Below are 16,586 nucleotides of genomic sequence, written 5' to 3' on the forward strand. Positions count from 1 at the left end.
CGGAGGCAGTGGCCGCGCGGTCCCCGACTCCACGGATCCGGAGCGGGTCGTCCCAGACAGTGCACTGTTCCAGGAGCATGCCGTCCCGACAGCGCTCCGTCCCCGAGCGTCCCGGAGCGTGTGGTCCCGGCCCGGCCGGCGCGGCCGCCGCGGGACCGGTCAAGACCAGGCTTCACCCGTGGACGTGTCCGCGTTCACCTGCAGCAACGGGCGCGAACACGCGCCGGGCGTCCGCACCCGCGGGCCTCGCCGTCGCAGTCGTGCCCCCGGTACCGAAGGGACTGACCGTGACCGACGTCGCGGTGCGGCCGGCGGAACACACCCCCGAGCCGGTCGACAGGGTCGGAGCTCGACCCGACCGCGAGCACCGGATCTTCCGGGGCGCGCTGGTGCTGATCATCGCTGCGGCGGTGGTGGTGCGCTTCATCGCACGCCAGCCGCTGTGGCTCGACGAGGCACAGAGCGTGGCGATCGCCCGCCTGCCGCTGTCGGGTGCGGCGCCCACCATGTGGGACGGCCTCCTCCAGGACGGCTCGCCGCCCCTCTACTACATCCTGCTGCACCTGTGGATCAGCGTCTTCGGCGACGGCACCGCGTCGGTGCGCGGGATGTCCGCCGTCATCAACCTGGGCTCCGCGGTGCCGGTGTTCTATCTCGGACGCCGGCTCGTCGGTGACCGCGGCGCGAAGGTCGCGGTGGTGCTGTACCTCACCTCGCCGTTCGCGCTGTACTTCGGCACCGAGACCCGGATGTACAGCCTGATCGTGCTGCTCACGGCGCTCGGCGGGCTGGCCCTGGAGCGGGTGCTGCGGGTGCCGTCGGTGAAGAACGTGGTGCTGCTGGCCGTGGCGTCGGGATGCCTGGCCCTGACGCACTACTGGTGCCTCTACCTGCTGATGACCGTGGGTGCGTGGCTGGTCGGGCTCGTCTTCGTCCGGCCGCGGGTGGCGGCGGCGCGCGCCGCCCGCCGCGGTCGCGCCGGGCGTTCCGGGGCGCACTCGCGCGGCGGGCGCCGTCCGGGCGGGCCGGCGCCGACGCCGGCTGGCGCATCCGAGCAGCCCACGGCCGCGCCCGAGCTGCTCGCCGACGCCGCCGGCGGCGCACGCCGGGCCGTGCCCACCTGGCACCCCCGCGGCCCGCTCGCCGGGATCATCGGGATCATCGCCGGCGGCCTGGTGTTCGCTCCGTGGCTGCCGAACTTCCGCTCCCAGCTCGCCCACACCGGGACGCCCTGGGGCGAGCCGGCGAGCTTCGCCGCCGTCAGCCACGCGTACGGGCAGTGGGCCGGTGGGCCGACCACACTCGGCCGGCTGTTGCTGTTCCTGATCACCGGCCTGGTCGCCGCCGGGATCGCCGGCCGTCCACTGGGCGGGCGGTTCGTCCTGCTCGACCTGAAGGGCCTCGAGCCGGGCCGCACGCTGTTCTTCCTGGCCACCGGGACGCTGATCGTCGCCGTGGCGGCCGGCAAGCTGGTGGGCAACGCGTGGGCCGACCGGTACACCGCGACGGCGTTCGTCCCGTTCCTGCTCGTGGTGGGACTGGGCGCGACAATGCTGGCCGACCGCCGGGTGTTCCACGGCGTGGTCGCGGTCGCGGCGCTCGTCGGTGTCATCGCCGGGACGAGCGACGTGCGGCGGGAACGGTCCCAGGCCGGCGAGGCCGCGGCCGTCCTCACCCGGCTGTCCAGGCCGGGCGACATCCTGCTGGTGTGCCCGGACCAGCTGGGGCCGGGCCTCGCGCGCACCGTGCCGTCCTGGCTCAAGGTGTACGTGGTGCCGACCTACGCCGCCCCGGACCGGGTCGACTGGGTCGACTACGAGGAGCGCAACGAGTCCGCCAACGGCGTGGCGATCGCCCAGCGGGCGATCGCGGAGGCCGGGACGAACACCGTGTTCATGGCCGGCTCCGGCGCCTACCGGACCTACGAGGTGCTGTGCACCCAGGTCCGGGCGACGCTGCAGACGCAGCGGCCGGTGGCCGACGAGGTGATGGAGCAGGGTCTGCCGGCACGGGTCTACGAGAACTACGCCCTGCTGCGGTTCCGGGCGTCGTGACCACCCCGCGCGGCTGGCACCCGGGCGGACGTCGACCGGATCCGGGCCGGCGCGAGCCCGCTCCGGGCGAGGCGGACGCCGCTGGCCCGCCGCACCCGGAGGGGAGCCCGGCGGCGTTGCCCGCCGTGCTCCCGCCAGGGCCGTCACCGGGGCCGGCCGGGCCCGCCGGGAGCGGTGACGGCCCCCGCATCGGCCCGGTCTACCTCGCCGGGCCGGCGTACGAGGCCTCGTCCGGCGCGGCGGAACCCACACGGCCCGCCGAGCCCACCGCGCCGCCCACGCACCCCGCACCGCCTGCGTACTCCGCGCCGTTCTCGCCGCCCGCGCCGCCCGCGCACTCCGTCCCGCCGGCGGCGCCGCCGGCGCACCGGGCGGAGGCGCCGACCTCCGGGAGCTCCTGGTTCGAGCCGGGACGTCCCAGCTACCCGGCGCTGCACCTGCCCACCCCGTCGGCGCCGACCCCCGCCTCGCCGGAGCCGGGCCAGTCGCCGGAGCCGGCGTCCGCGGGACCGCCGATCGCGGACGAGCCAGCGGCGAGTCCGTGGACAGCGAGTCCGTGGGCGGCAGCTCCGCCGGCACCACACCCGCAGGCACTGGACCCGCAGGCACTGGACCCGCAGGCACTGGACCCGCAGGCACTGGACCCGCTGGGACCGGGCACACAGGCGACGGCATGGGTACCGGACTCATGGGCCCCTGACCGATGGACGCCTGACCGGTGGTCCCCGCGGCCGTCGGAGCCGTCCGAGCCGTCGGCTCCGACACCGCTGACACCGACAGCGGCACCGGCACCGGCACCGACCGCAGCAGCCCCGGAGCCGCTCGAGACTGCTACGGGGCCGGCCCGCGATCCGGTCGGGCGAACCGGCCCGCTCCAGGAACGCCTCTACGCCCGCGGCAGCCGGCGCAGGTCCGCGCGCGGCCCGGCCGGCGCCACCGACGGCCGGCCGGCGATATCCGCGGGCACGCCGACCCGGGCCCAGGCGGCCATGGCCTGGGCGCAGCGCTGGTACCTGCGGGACGTGCTCATCGCCTGGATCGCGGCGCGGGCCGTGGTGGGCGCGGCGCTGGCGCTGACCAGGTTCGTCGCGGACACCGTCGCCGGTGACAACGGGGCCACGCTGGACACCACCGACCTGCTCGGCTGGGACGCCGGCTGGTACCTCAACATCGCCGACAACGGCTACGACGCAGCCGGCGCCGAGAGCCGCCGTTTCTTCCCGCTGCTCCCCCTGCTGGTCCGGCTCTTCACCGCCCTGCCCGGCCTGGGCGGCCACGGCGGCCAGGTGCTGCTCGCCCTGGTGAACCTGATCGCTGTCGTGTTCGCCCTCGCTCTGGTCGGCATCGCGCGGGTCGAGGGGTTCGACGACGACACGGTGCGACGGGTGATCTGGATCTCCGCGCTGGCCCCCCCGGCGTTCGTCCTGGTGATGGGCTACGCGGAGGCCCTGGCGGGGCTGCTGGCCGTCACGGCGTTCCTGGGCGCGCGGACGCGGCGCTGGGAGCTGGCGGTGGTCGCCGGCCTGCTCGGCGGCCTGTGCCGGCCGCTGGGCCTGCTTCTCGCCGTCCCCGTCGCGATCGAGGCCGCGCGGGGGCTGCCGCTACCCCTGGCCCGGCGTCTCGGCGCCCCACCACCGAACCGCCTTGGTGCCCCGCAGCCGAACCGCCTTGGTGCCCCGCAGCCGAACCGCCTTGGTGCCCCGCAGCCGGACCGCCTCGGTCCGGCTGAGCCGGAAGACCTCGGTGCCCCGTCGGCACCACGCGCCGCCGCACGGGAGGCGCTTGCGCGGCTGTGCGCGGTCGCCGCGCCCGTGGCCGGGGCGGGGATCTACCTGCTGTGGTCGGCGGCCATCCACGGCGACGGCCTCGCTCCGTTGACCATGCAGCGGGACGCGGCCCGCCACGGCAGCACGGCCAATCCGCTGCTGACCGTCATCGACGCGGCAAAGGGCGCCCTGCACGGCGAGCTCGGCACCGCGCTGCACGTTCCCTGGCTGCTGCTGGCGCTCGTCGCGCTGGTCGTCATGGCCCGTGCCCTGCCGGTGTCCTACTCCGTGTGGTCGGCCCTGGTGCTCGCCGCGGTGCTGACGGGCAGCAACCTCGACTCATCGGAGCGATACCTGTACGGGGCTTTCCCGTTCCTGCTCGTCGCCGCGCTGGTGACGGCACGGCGCGAGGTGTGGATGCTGGTGATCACCGTCTCGACCGCGGCGATGACCGTGTACGCGACACTGGCGTTCACGCTGTCCTATGTTCCCTGACCGTTCCCGCGTTCCCTGACCGGTTCCGCCTCGTCCAAGCCGGGCCCGCGGCTGATGATGGCTTGTGCTCGATGAGCCGTTACGCCAAGGTTTCCCCACGGGACACCCGTCGTTCGCCAAGGTGGGCGCGGGTTCGCGGGACAGGTCCGCGCCCGCGCGAGCCGGCTGGCGGCCGGATGACGGCCGCCGGACGAAGCCGCGCGGGGGCGGCAGGGCGGCCGGCACACCGGGCCGGCGACCAGGAGGTGCATGTGCCTTGGCCGACAGGGAGCTCGAGTACCAGCGGCTGACGATGCCGCCGGGCACCGACCGCCGGACCGCGGTCGCGATCCTCACCCTGCACGCCGAGTTCGGGGACTGGGAGCTCGAGCGCTCCCGCATCTACCCCGATGGGACCCGCCGAGTGGTGCTACGCCGGCGGCGCCGTCCGGGCGGTCTGCCGGGATATCTCCCGACCTGATGCTCACCGTTGGCTGTCCGGAAAGGCCTGCCTGACGCCGTCGGCCACCAGCCCGGCCCGGATAGACACAACACTTCAGGACGAGTGTGCCGCCGGCCGTCCGGAAGGCCGCGCGTCGTGACGTGAGTATCAACACGATCTCCCCCCGGCTTCACGGCGGAAGATGGAGAGGCGGACGGACCGTGCACCACTTCCGTCAGACACCCATCGGCACGTGGGGAGCGATTGTGACCGCTACGAGCGACGAACACCAAAAGCACCGGGTCGTGATCATCGGCTCGGGTTTCGGCGGGTTGTTCGCCGCGCAGGCCCTGCGGCGCGAGCCCGTCGAGGTGACTGTCGTCGCGAAGACCACACATCACCTGTTCCAACCGCTGCTGTACCAGGTCGCGACGGGCATCCTGTCCGAGGGGGAGATCGCCCCGACCACGCGTGAGGTACTGCGCCGCCAGGAGAACGTGAAGGTGGAACTCGGCGAGGTCGTGTCCATTGACCTCGCGACGAAGTCCGTGACGTCCAACCTGCTCGGGCGCACGGACGTACAGCACTATGACAGTCTCATCGTCGCGGCCGGCGCCGGTCAGTCCTATTTCGGCAACGACCACTTCGCCGAGCACGCACCCGGTATGAAGAGCATCGATGACGCGCTGGAGCTGCGCGGGCGCATCTTCGGCGCGTTCGAGGTGGCCGAGACGACACCCGATCCGGCCGACGCCGCGCGTTACATGACGTTCGTGGTCGTCGGCGCCGGGCCGACCGGTGTGGAGATGGCCGGGCAGATCGCCGAGCTGTCGCACCGCACGCTTCGGCAGGACTTCCGGCGCATCGACACGACGAAGGCGCGGATCATCCTCCTCGACGCCGCCCCGTCGGTGCTCGGCACGTTCGGCGAGAAGCTGGCCGCCAAGGCCACTTCCAAGCTGGAGAAGCTCGGCGTCGAGATCCAGCTCGGGGCCAGGGTCGTCAACGTCGACTCCCGCGGCATCGACGTCGAGGACTCCGACGGCACGCGCCGCCGGATCGAGTCGGTCTGCAAGATCTGGGCCGCCGGGGTCGCGGCCAGCCCGCTCGGCAAGCAGCTCGCCGAGCAGTCCGGCGCGGTCCTCGACCGGGCGGGCCGCATCCAGGTGCAGCCCGACCTGACGCTGCCCGGGCACCCCGAGGTGTTCGTCGTCGGTGACATGGCCACCCTCGACCGGCTGCCCGGTGTGGCCCAGGTCGCGATCCAGGGCGGCAAGTACGCCGCGAAGACGATCAGCACCCGGCTGCGCGGTGGCCCGCCGATGCGGAACTTCGAGTACAAGGACAAGGGCAGCATGGCCACGATCTCGCGCTTCAGCGCCGTGGCCAGCATCAAGGGCGTCCAGCTCAGCGGGTTCGTCGCCTGGCTGATGTGGCTCGCCGTGCACCTCGTCTACATCATCGGGTTCAAGCACCGGGTGACGACCCTGCTGCACTGGACGGTCAGCTTCATCGGCCGGGGCCGCTCCGAGCGGACGGTGACCACGCAGCAGATCTTCGCCCGGTCAGCACTGCAACGGCTGGGCGAGGGCTTCATGCCGACGCTGCCCGACGACTGGGCCTCCCGAGGCCCCTCGGCGGCGACCCGGCCGGCGGGGCAGCCTGGCGCCGTTCCGAAGGCCCGCAAGGCGCCGGCCGGCAACCCGGCGCCGGGCGCCGAGTCGGCCCATCTCGGTCCGGACGGCGCCGCGTCGGGCAGCGCCTCCACCGGCACCGCCTGATCCCGGGGTCCACCCCGACCGCACGGCCCGTCCGCATCCCCCGTCCGCACCGCCTGACCTCCCGGCCCGTGCGCGCGGCCCACGAACCGGCCCGGACCATCAGGTCCGGGCCGGTTCGTGGGCCAGGCCGGTTCGCCAGCCGGGCTGGTTCGCCTGGCAGAGCGGTTCGCACGCCGGCGCGGGTCAGCTCCCATCAGGAGGCGGCGAGGAAACGGTCCAGGACGCGGACCCCGAACCGCAGGGCGTCGACGGGCACCCGCTCGTCCACGCCGTGGAACATGCCGGCGAAGTCGAGGTCCGGCGGGAGCAGCAGCGGGGAGAACCCGAAGCAGCGGATGCCGAGCCGGGAGAACGACTTCGCGTCGGTACCGCCCGAGAGCATGTACGGGACGGCCCGGGCGGCCGGGTCCTCCGCGCGCAGCGCCGAGGCCATCGCGTCCACCAGTGGGCCGTCGAACCCGGTCTCCAGCGCCTGGTCGTTCACCACCCACTCACGCCGGACCTCCGGCCCGAGCAGCTCGTCGACCTGGCGCAGGAACTCCTCCTCCTGCCCAGGCAGGTAGCGCCCGTCGACGTAGGCCACAGCCTCGCCGGGGATCACGTTGACCTTGTGTCCGGCGGCGAGCTGCGTGGGGTTCGCCGTGTTGCGGATCGTCGCCCCGATCATGCGCGCGATCGGGCCGAGCTTCGCGATCGTGGTCTCCAGGTCGTCCGCGGGGAGCTCGATGCCCAGCGCCTCGCCGATCGAGTCGAGAAAGACGCGCACGGTCGGGGTCACCACGATCGGGAACTGGTGCCGACCGAGCCGGGCGACCGCCTCGCACAGCTTGGTCACCGCATTGTCCTCGCTGATCATCGACCCGTGGCCGGCCCGGCCGGCGACGGTCAGCTTCATCCAGGCGATGCCCTTCTGCGCCGTCTCGATCAGGTACAGCCGCAGGTCGTCCGAGACGGTGTAGGAGAACCCGCCGACCTCGCTGATCGCCTCGGTGCAGTCGGCGAAGTGGTCGGGATGGTTGTCCACCAGCCACCGCGCGCCGAGGGTGCCGCCGGCCTCCTCGTCCGCGACGAAGGCGACGACGAGATCACGGGGCGGACGCCGGCCCGACCGGACCATGTCGCGCACGACGGCGAGCGTCATCGCGTCCATGTCCTTCATGTCAATGGCGCCGCGCCCCCACAGGCAGCCGTCGGCCTCCTCGCCCGAGAAGGGGTGCACGCGCCACTCGGACGGGTCGGCGGGCACGACGTCCAGGTGGCCGTGGATGAGCAGCGGGGAGCGGGACGGGTCGGTGCCCTCCACCCTGGTCACCACGCTCGTGCGGCCGGGCGCGGACTCGAGCAGCACCGGCTCCAGCCCGACCTCGGCCAGCCTGGTGGCCACGTACTCGGCGATGGGCCGCTCGTGGCCGTCGCCGTTCCCGCGGTTCACCGACTCGAAGCGCAGCAGGTCCCGACACAGATCCACGACCTCGGACTCGGCGGCGGACGGGACGGCCGGCCGCCCTGTCCTCGCCGCGAGTGGGTCCCCCGCGGCCGCGGCGGCGAGGGCGTCAGTGGGATCATGGGGCGCGTTTGCCATGTCTCCAGTCTGCCCCGCGCGGCATGCGGTCGCCGGGGCGGGGACGTAGCGTCGAAGCTGCGTGTTGCCGGCCGGTTTCAGGTCCAACAACGACCGATCACCCGGTAGGAGGACCAGCCATGACGCTGTATCAGTGCCCACGCGACGACCTGGGGTGCACCGCCGTCTTCCCAACCACCGGCGACCTCGACCACCACCTCCGCGCGCGGCACGGGTACGGGAGGGTGTGGCGGCTGACGTCGAGCCTGAGCCGTGTGACGGTGCTGCCCGTCGGGCCGAAGGCGGAGCGCCGGGTGCCCGGTGGGCGGGCGGACCACGGCGGCCCACCGGCGCGGGGGGGCTCGGCCGGCCGGCGTGGAGGCGCCCGCACGAGCGGCTAGCCAGCAGCGGTGGGACGGGCGCACCGGCGTTCGGCCGGTACCGGACAGGCGTTGGACCGGTGTCGGCGCGCCGAGCGGCACGATGCGGCGGGCGGTCCCGGGCGGCACAGTGGAACCACGCACGCCGCGTCCGGTGGCCCGGACCTGCGCTGCGCACGGCCACCCGGGCGCGGGTCGCGCTCCACCGGCGCCCGCCGCCGCCGCGTCCCCTGGGGAGCCGGGAACTCCCCAGGGGAATCGCATGGTCACCATCGGCTGAGCCGTCGCGCCCCGCCTTCCTTCACCGTCGAGCCCCGCCCGGGATGTCCGCCATCCGACGCAAGGCTGGCCGGTCCGGCGATTCCGCCGAGCTGTATCTTCCGGAAGCCACAACATCGCCCGGGCGTGCCAACCCGAGCGCCGGTATCCGGATGGAGAACGCCGATGACCACGCCAGGACAGCCGCCCAGCTACGGCGAGGGCTATCCCGGCCAGGGCCAACCCGGTCCGGACCTCTCGAAGAACACCGGCTACGGACCGCCACCCGGCGGATACCCGCCCGGCCAGCCCGACCCCGGCTACGGGCCCCCGACCGGCGGGTTCCCCTCTGGCCAGCCGGAACCCGGCTACGGCCCGCCGCCGGGATACCCGCCCCCGCCGGGCTACGCGCCCGGGTACGGGCCGCCGCCCGGGTACCCCGGCGGCTACGGGCCGGGTGGTTTCGACCAGTCCGCGCCCTTCGGCCGGCACCCGATCACCGGTGAGCCCTACTCGGACAAGCAGAAGATCGTCGCCGGTCTGCTACAGATCTTCGCCGGCTGTTTCGGCGTCGGACGCTTCTACCTCGGCAGCACGGGCATCGCGGTGGCCCAGCTCCTCACCTGCGGCGGCCTGGGCGTCTGGGCGCTGGTGGACGGCGTGATGATACTCACGGGCAACGTCCGCGACCAGTACGGCCGTCCGCTGCGGGACTGACCGCCGCGCGGGCCGGCGCCCGCCGACCGGAGGCGAGAGGGAACGGCATGGCCACGACCGGACCGTGGGCCTCTCGCGTCCGGCGGCGGCTGGTGCTGGCGGGTGCCGGCTGCTGCCTGCTCGCCGGGGTCGGCTACCTGGCCGGCACCGACCCGCATGACCCGTCGTCCGTGATGCCGCGGTGCCCGGTCCGGGCGGTCACCGGGCTGGACTGCCCGGCCTGCGGTGGGCTGCGCCTCACCTACGACCTGCTGCACGGCATGCCGGCCGCGGCCGCCCGCGACAACCTGTTCCTCCTGGTGTGCTCCCCGCTGCTGGTCGCCCTCGTTGTCCGGCAGGCCCGCGCGTTCGACCGTGGTCACCCCGCGCCGCTGCCACGTCCGCTGGCGTACGGGCTCGCCGGCGCGGCGCTGGCCTGGATGGCGGTGCGCAACCTGCCCGGATGGCCGCTCAGCCCGACCTCGGTCTGAGCCCGGATCCCCGGTGTGGGGCTCCGGTGGTGAGTCGCGCCACGTTCTGCCAGGTTGTTACCCATGGTCTCCGGTGACCCGACCGCCCCGGCAGCATCGACGTCGACAGTCCCGGCCCCAGCGGCCCCGGCCCGGGGGCTGCCCGAGGCCTGGCTGTTCCTCCCCCAGCTGCGGATGGACTTCCCCCGGCTGCTGGACCGGGTGCGGGCGGCGGAGGCGGCCGGGTTCGACGGTGTCGCGTTCATGGATCACCTGGCACCGCCGGGGCTGCCCGCCGGCGACAGCTTCGACGCGATGACGACCGCGACGGCCGCGCTGGCGGCCACCAGCCGGCTGCGGGTCGGCCATCTGGTGCTGTGCGCGTCGTTCCGCCATCCGGCGGTGCTCGCGAAGGAGGCCGTCAGCCTGGACCATCTCTCCGGCGGGCGCTTCGAGCTGGGCCTGGGCTGGGGTTCCACGCCGGCCGAGCTCGAGCGGTTCGGCCTGCCGGTCGAGGACAACCCGACCCGCGCCGCCCGGCTCGCCGAGTACCTGGAGGTGCTCGGCGCCCTGTTCGGCGGCGAGGAGGTGACGCACGAGGGCCGCTTCTTCACCCTACGCGGGGCATTGCAGCACCCGGTGCCGGTCAACGGGCGGATCCCGCTGCTGCTGGGCGGTGCCGGCCGGAAGCTGACAATGCCCATGGTCGCCCGGCACGCCGACTGGTGGAACTGCCCGACCTACGGGCTGCGCGACCTCGCCGAGCTGCGTCCCCTCGCCGGCGGCGCGCGGCTGTCGACCCAGCACCCGGTCGGTTTCGCGGCGAGCGGCGCGGAGCTGGACGACGTCACGGCGGTGGCCCGGAAGCGTTTCGGGAACTGGGGCGGGTTGGTAGTCGGGACCCCGGACACGCTCGCCGAGCACTTCGGTGAGCTGGCGGCCCTTGGCGTCGAGCGTTTCTACCTGCAGTTCACCGACTTCGCGACGCCCGAGACGATCGAGGCGTTCGCCCGCGACGTCCTGCCCGCCGTGCGCCAGGTCGCGACGACCGCCCGCGGCTGACCGGCGTCGCCCGTCAGGGCTGACACCGGGACAGGGCCGGATGCGGGCCGTCGGCCCCGCCCGCGAGCCCGGTAACCGTCGCGCGGGGCGAGATCGGCCTGCCCTCCGGCGGCGGGCACCGGTGGTGATCGATAGCGCGGCACCAGAGCCGCACCCGACCCCGACACCCAGCTGCCCGACAACGCCCGCCGGAATGCCGACCACCGCCACGAAAACCCATTCGCGGCAACACGGCGGCTGATTCCACCGCCACCGACACGACCCGGAATCAGCCGTGTTCAAATCTCCATAATTTCACGGCACCTAGATTCTTTGTTTAGGAGGATCGCCGGGTGGCGAGACCCTTTTTTGGGTGCGGGGCAGCCGCACGCCGATACCGGCAATGGGGGAATGATGGGAAAGTCCGCGCCACGTAGGATCCTCGCGCTGGTCGCCACCGGCGCCGCCGCCGTGACCCTGGGCCTCGGCCCGGGTGCCGGCGCCGCGCAGGCCTTCACCGACTGGGGCGACAAAAGATGCCACCACGAGCAGCGCTGGGACGACAAGGACTGGAGGAAGAAGGACTGGGAGGACAAGGACTGCCGGAAGCACGACAGGTGGGATAAGGACGAGTGGCGAAAGGACGACCACCGGAAGAAGGATGACTGGAAGGACGACCACCGGAAGAAGGATGACTGGAAGGACGACCACCGGAAGAAGGATGACTGGGACTGGGACTGGGAGTGGTGATCAGACGAACCGCCGACTGAACCACTTATCCGGGCGCCTCACACGACCATCGGACGACAGCGCCGGGGAATAGAATGACTCGCGACACGCCACTTTCCGCCATCGCGACCACAGTTCCCCGGCGCACTTCCCTTTCCTCCGGAGCCGGGCTTCCCCACGCCGCGCACCCGGCCCGGATGACTACGGGTTCAGCTGACGAGCTCGCCGACGCCCCAGGTCGCGGCCATCGCGACGGCCGCACCGAGCTCGACGAGCAGCCCGACACCGAAGGCGACGACAGCGACCCAGGTCGAGGCGGTGGCTCGCCGGGCGTCGCGCAGGCGGGTGAGCTCCGCGAGGTAGATGCCCGCGAGCCCGCCGACGAGCAGGCCGAGAACCGGCACCACGAAGAAGCCGATGACGGCGCAGACCGCGCCGATGAGCATCGTCGAGAACGGCGCGCCAGCGGCCGACGCGGCCCGGCCCGGCAGCACGTACTTGGCCAGCGCGCCGGCGACGAACAGTGCGCTCATGACCGCGAGCACCGCCCAGCGGCCCGCGCCGCCGCCGTCCGCGATCGTCCACCACACGCCGGCGCCCCAGACGAGGAGCAGGCCGGGCATCACCGGCACGACCACACCGACGACACCGACCGCCATCACCAGCGCCACGGCGAGCAGCTCCACACCGCTCATGGCGACGACCTCCCGGTACCCGACATCCTGATGCCCGGCGGCATGATGCCCGGCTTGCGCGGCTGGCGTGCTCCGCCCGAAAATACCCGCCCCGCCGGTGTCACGCGGGGGCCTCGGTGACCTGCCCGGCATCCACGCTCAGGCGCCGGGTCACCCGCACGGCCTCCAGCAGCCGCCGATCGTGGGTGACCAGCAGCAGCGTCCCCTCGAACCCCTCGACGGCCTGCTCAAGCTGCTCGATCGCGGGCAGGTCGAGGTGGTTCGTCGGTTCGTCGAGGACCAGGCAGTTCACTCCGGCGCCCTGCAGGAGCGCGAGCGCCGCCCTGGTCCGCTCGCCGGGCGACAGGGACGAGGCGGGCCTGGTCATCTGGTCTGGGCCCAGCCCGAACTTCGCGAACAGCGTCCGGACGTCGGCCGGGGAGGAACCGGTCGCTGCCTCGGCGACGTCGGCCGCCGTCGACTCGCCGCGGAAGTGGGTGCGCGCCTGGTCGACCTCGCCGAGGAGCACGCCGGAGCCGAGCGAGTGCCGGCCGGCGGTCAGCGGCTGGCGGCCGAGCAGCGCGGCCAGCAGCGTGCTCTTCCCGCCGCCGTTGCGGCCGGTGATCACGATCCGGTCCGCCCAGGCGACCGTGAGGTCGACCGGGCCGAGCTGGAACCCGGACCGCTCGACGACGGCACCGTCCAGCGTGGCCACCACATCGCCCGACCGGGGGGCGGCGGCGATCGACATGCGCAGCTGCCATTCCTTGCGCGGCTCGACCACCGCTTCGTCGCCGCGCTCCATCCGGTCGAGCTGGGTCTGCAGAGTGCGGACCCGTCCGGCGCTCTTGGTGGCGGCCTCGATCCGCGCGCCGCGCGCCGAGCGGTCCGAGTCCGGCGACCGGCGCTTCGCCCGGACGGCCCCGCGCACCGACTGCTCACGCTGGCGCTGGACCTGCTCCACCAGCCCGGCCCGCCGGTCGGCGTAACGCTCGAAGCGCTCGCGGGCCTGGCGCCGGGCCAGGCCCCGGGCCTCCAGGTAGGCGTCCCAGCCGCCGGCGTACCGGGTGACGCCGTGCTGATGCTGGTCGATCTCGGCGACGGCGTCGATGGACCGGTCGAGGAACTCCCGGTCGTGGCTGACCACCACCAGCGCGCCCGACATCTGCTCGACGTACCGCTCGAGCCGCTCCAGACCGTCGAAGTCCAGGTCGTTGGTCGGCTCGTCGAGCAGGGTGATGTCGAAGCGGGACAGCAGGATGCTCGCGAGCGAGCCGCGCGCGGCCTGGCCGCCGGACAGCGTCGCCGTCGGGCGGTCCAGCGCCGCGGCGGGCAGCCCGAGATCGGCGATTACCTGCTCGGCGCGGACGTCAAGGTCGGCGGCGCCGATCGCCAGCCATCGCTCCAGCGCCAGGCTGTACCCGTCGTCCGCGCCGGCGACGCCGGCCGTCAGGTCCTCGGTCGCGGCGTCCAGCGCCTGCTGGGCCGCCGCGACGCCGGTGCGCCGGGCGAGGTACTCGCGCAGTGTCTCGTCCTGGCGCCGGTCGGGCTCCTGGGACAGCAGCCCGACCGCGGCGGTGGGCGGCGAGAGCTCGACCCGCCCACCGTCGAGCCGTACCAGGCCGGCCAGTGCCCGCAGCAGCGTCGACTTGCCGACGCCGTTCGGCCCGACCACACCGAGGCGATCACCGGGGGCGACGGTCAGGGACACCCCTTCGAGGACGACGGCGCCGCCCCGCAGCACGGTCAGATCGGTGGCGACGAGAGTGGCGGACATGTGTCCAGTGTCCCTGGCCGGGAATGTGTCCCGCTCGGCCGTTCACCACCACACACCGTCGTGACCGGGAGCTGCCGATCCGATCAGCAACCGGCGACGTCCACTGGACTCCGCGACAAATCACTCACCTAAAGTAGTTGAACATGTCCTTTAGGTTAGCTGGGCATACGATGACCCCGCAATGGGTCGGACCGGCACCGGATCACCCCCGGTCGGGCTGGACGCCGGTTCAGCGCGATCGGAGGTTCGTCCTCCCCCGGGTTGCTCCGGATCCCCGCGCGAGCGTTCGGACGGTCCAGCTATGGACGGCGCACCTCAGGGTGAGGCCCCCACCCGTTCGGAACGCACGGCTCCCACCCGTTCGGAGTGTCGAACCACGACCCACGCGCGGTGTCGGGCATTTAGGACAGCCGCCGCACCGCGGGTGCCGCCACTGCCAGAACACACGCAGAATAGGCTGATCAGGCCTAGTATCGCCCGATCCCGGCCACTGCGACGGCCACTGCCCCGCCGCGCGCCCGCGCACACGCCGGGGGTAGGCGGCGCCAGCCGAGCGGCGCGCGGGCCCGTATTCCTCGGGGGAGGCCCACACCGGTGACCAGAAGGCGGGCAGCGGCCTGGAACGGCCCGTGCGGGGACAGCACGCCGGACCGGGCCGCGCAGAAAGAGACGACGACGAAAGGGACCGCGCGGAACCAGTTCGCACGGGTCACGCGGAACGGGACGGCACGGGACCGGGCGACGCGAAGCGGGGCCACCCGGAACACGGCGGCGCGGAGCGGGGCGGCGAGATGATCGTCGATCGGGACGTCGTCGCGGCGGCCCTGCCCGGCTATGCTCTCGCGGCGGAGCTCGGCCGCGGATCCTCCGGCGTCGTGCTGGCCGCCCAGGACGACGCACACCGCCGCGTCGCGGTGAAGGTCATGCCGCTCGCTGCCGACGAGGACGCCACCTTCGGCGTGACCGGCGTCCTGCGGCCCGCCTCAGCCGTCGCGCTCGACGCCGAGTCCGAGGCGCTCCTTCTGGCCGGCCTGGACCATCCGCACCTCGTCCGCGTGTACCGCTACACCGCCCACGCGGACCTGGCCCTGATCGTCATGGAACTCCTCGACGGTGGCAGTCTGCGGGTGCGGGCGACCACCGGCCTCTCGCTGGAGGCCGCCTGCGCCATGGCGCTCGTCACCGCGGCGGCCCTGGAGCACGTGCACGCCCGGGACATCCTCCATCGCGACATCAAGCCCGAGAACATCCTGTTCACCGCGCAGGGAGTGCCGAAGCTGACGGACTTCGGCATCGCCCACACGCTGCGGGTGACGCCGAGGGCGCCTGGTCCCGGTGCCCTGTGGGGTGTGGGTGCTCTGGGCGGTACAGGTGCTCCGGGCGGTACGGGGGGGCTGGGCAGCGTCGGCGGGCTGGGCGGTGTCAATGGTCCGGGCGGTCCGCCGGGCTCGGCGATCGGCACCCCGCGCTACATGGCTCCCGAACAGTTCACGCTGAGCCCACTGAGCCCCGCGACCGACGTCTACGGGCTCGGGGTCGTCCTGTACGAGCTGTTGGCCCGCCGACCGCTCTTCCTCGTCCGGCCCGCGACCAGCGACGCGTGGGCCCGCCACCACCTCACCGTCACGCCACGCCCGCTGGCCGGGATCCCCGAGCCCGTTGCCCGGGTCGTCGAGCAGGCACTCGCCAAGGATCCGGACCGCCGGCCGCAGACCGCCCGCTCGTTCGCGCTCAGCCTGGCCGGGGCGATGGCCCGCGCCCGCGGCCCCAACTGGCTCACCCGGGCCGGCATCCCGACGTTCCTCGACGACGAGGTCCAGGCGGCCGCCACCGGACCGAGCACGCCGTCCCGGACCTCCGGGACGAACCGGCGCCCCGACCCAACCGGCGACGATCACGGCCTCGAGGTCATCCTGGACAGCCCGTCACCGGCGGTGGCCGGTGACGGGCCCGGTGATCACGCCGACGACCAGCGGACCCCGGACCAGCCCACGGCGGCCGAGCCCACAGCGGTCCAGCCCACGGCGGATCCGGAGGCCAGTCAGGACAGCGGTACCGACCCGGCGGCGGCCGGTCCCCCGATGGCCGGCCCGGTCGCCGGCGAGGCGTCCACCGACGTCCTCACCAAAGATCAGGACACCACCACCACCGCCGCCGCCGACCTCAGTCCCGTCACCAGCCCAATCAGCACCGCCAGCCCCACCGACCCCACAGACCCGGTCAGCACTCCCGGCCCAGGCAGTACCGGCGGTGCCGTCGACACCGCCGGCACGGTCCGCACCGCAGGCGACGCCGGTGACGGCACCGGCGGCGACGTCCGCGCCGACAGTGCCAGCGGATCGGATCCGCGCTGGCGAGCCAGCCTTACGCCGGCCCGGGTTTGGGCCCTCGCCGTGCTGGCGCTGGTACTGGCGGTGCTGATCGCCGTCCTGATCGCGATGCCGGGGTGACAGCCGGCCCGCCCCCCGGCGCGGCGCGGCGCC

Annotated in this window: 13 protein-coding genes; 10 read left to right on the forward strand and 3 right to left on the reverse strand. The window is 73.6% G+C overall.

Annotated features, from left to right (window positions below):
* Positions 1-287 precede the first annotated feature (287 nt).
* From FRANEAN1_RS23925 to FRANEAN1_RS23940, 4 genes are all read left to right on the forward strand, one after another.
* A complete protein-coding gene (locus FRANEAN1_RS23925) occupies positions 288-2,054 on the forward strand; it encodes a glycosyltransferase family 39 protein (protein WP_020462382.1) in 1,767 nt (588 codons plus the stop codon).
* Positions 2,051-4,315: a mannosyltransferase family protein gene (locus tag FRANEAN1_RS44010; protein ID WP_347176734.1), complete on the forward strand. Its 2,265-nt coding sequence runs from the start codon at positions 2,051-2,053 to the stop codon at positions 4,313-4,315. Before FRANEAN1_RS23925 ends, FRANEAN1_RS44010 begins: the two co-directional genes overlap by 4 nt.
* A 256-nt stretch (positions 4,316-4,571) precedes the next feature.
* The gene (locus tag FRANEAN1_RS23935; RefSeq protein ID WP_018499906.1) at positions 4,572-4,775 is read left to right on the forward strand and encodes a DUF5703 family protein; all 204 of its coding nucleotides are present in this window, start codon (positions 4,572-4,574) and stop codon (positions 4,773-4,775) included.
* Between the two features lie 227 nt (positions 4,776-5,002).
* Positions 5,003-6,517, forward strand: a complete 1,515-nt coding sequence (locus tag FRANEAN1_RS23940; RefSeq protein WP_020462384.1) for an NAD(P)/FAD-dependent oxidoreductase — start codon at positions 5,003-5,005, stop codon at positions 6,515-6,517.
* 193 nt (positions 6,518-6,710) lie between these two features.
* Here the strand turns inward: FRANEAN1_RS23940 and FRANEAN1_RS23945 are convergent, their stop codons facing one another.
* The gene (locus FRANEAN1_RS23945) at positions 6,711-8,099 is read right to left on the reverse strand and encodes a M20/M25/M40 family metallo-hydrolase (protein ID WP_020462385.1); all 1,389 of its coding nucleotides are present in this window, start codon (positions 8,097-8,099) and stop codon (positions 6,711-6,713) included.
* A gap of 119 nt (positions 8,100-8,218) precedes the next feature.
* On the opposite strand from FRANEAN1_RS23945, the gene FRANEAN1_RS23950 reads away from it, so the two are divergent.
* From FRANEAN1_RS23950 to FRANEAN1_RS23970, 5 genes are all read left to right on the forward strand, one after another.
* Entirely contained in the window at positions 8,219-8,479 is a 261-nt protein-coding gene (locus FRANEAN1_RS23950; RefSeq protein WP_049795745.1) for a hypothetical protein, read from the forward strand.
* Between the two features lie 423 nt (positions 8,480-8,902).
* On the forward strand, positions 8,903-9,433 hold the full coding sequence (locus FRANEAN1_RS23955) for a TM2 domain-containing protein (protein ID WP_020462386.1): 531 nt from the start codon (positions 8,903-8,905) through the stop codon (positions 9,431-9,433).
* A gap of 47 nt (positions 9,434-9,480) precedes the next feature.
* The gene (locus FRANEAN1_RS23960; RefSeq protein ID WP_020462387.1) at positions 9,481-9,903 is read left to right on the forward strand and encodes a DUF2752 domain-containing protein; all 423 of its coding nucleotides are present in this window, start codon (positions 9,481-9,483) and stop codon (positions 9,901-9,903) included.
* Positions 9,904-9,966: 63 nt separating this feature from the next.
* Entirely contained in the window at positions 9,967-10,944 is a 978-nt protein-coding gene (locus FRANEAN1_RS23965; protein ID WP_020462388.1) for an LLM class flavin-dependent oxidoreductase, read from the forward strand.
* Positions 10,945-11,334: 390 nt separating this feature from the next.
* A complete protein-coding gene (locus FRANEAN1_RS23970; RefSeq protein WP_157472775.1) occupies positions 11,335-11,673 on the forward strand; it encodes a hypothetical protein in 339 nt (112 codons plus the stop codon).
* A gap of 188 nt (positions 11,674-11,861) precedes the next feature.
* Here the strand turns inward: FRANEAN1_RS23970 and FRANEAN1_RS23975 are convergent, their stop codons facing one another.
* Entirely contained in the window at positions 11,862-12,347 is a 486-nt protein-coding gene (locus tag FRANEAN1_RS23975) for a DUF456 domain-containing protein (protein ID WP_020462390.1), read from the reverse strand.
* Between the two features lie 100 nt (positions 12,348-12,447).
* Complete coding sequence (locus FRANEAN1_RS23980) at positions 12,448-14,103, reverse strand: ABC-F family ATP-binding cassette domain-containing protein (RefSeq protein ID WP_020462391.1); 1,656 nt, start codon at positions 14,101-14,103, stop codon at positions 12,448-12,450.
* A gap of 791 nt (positions 14,104-14,894) precedes the next feature.
* On the opposite strand from FRANEAN1_RS23980, the gene FRANEAN1_RS23990 reads away from it, so the two are divergent.
* Positions 14,895-16,553 (forward strand): serine/threonine-protein kinase, encoded by a 1,659-nt coding sequence (locus FRANEAN1_RS23990; protein ID WP_020462392.1) that lies wholly within the window; start codon positions 14,895-14,897, stop codon positions 16,551-16,553.
* Positions 16,554-16,586: the final 33 nt, after the last annotated feature.

It is taken from the genome of Parafrankia sp. EAN1pec, from assembly GCF_000018005.1.
GTDB classification, from domain to species: Bacteria; Actinomycetota; Actinomycetes; order Frankiales; family Frankiaceae; genus Parafrankia; species Parafrankia soli.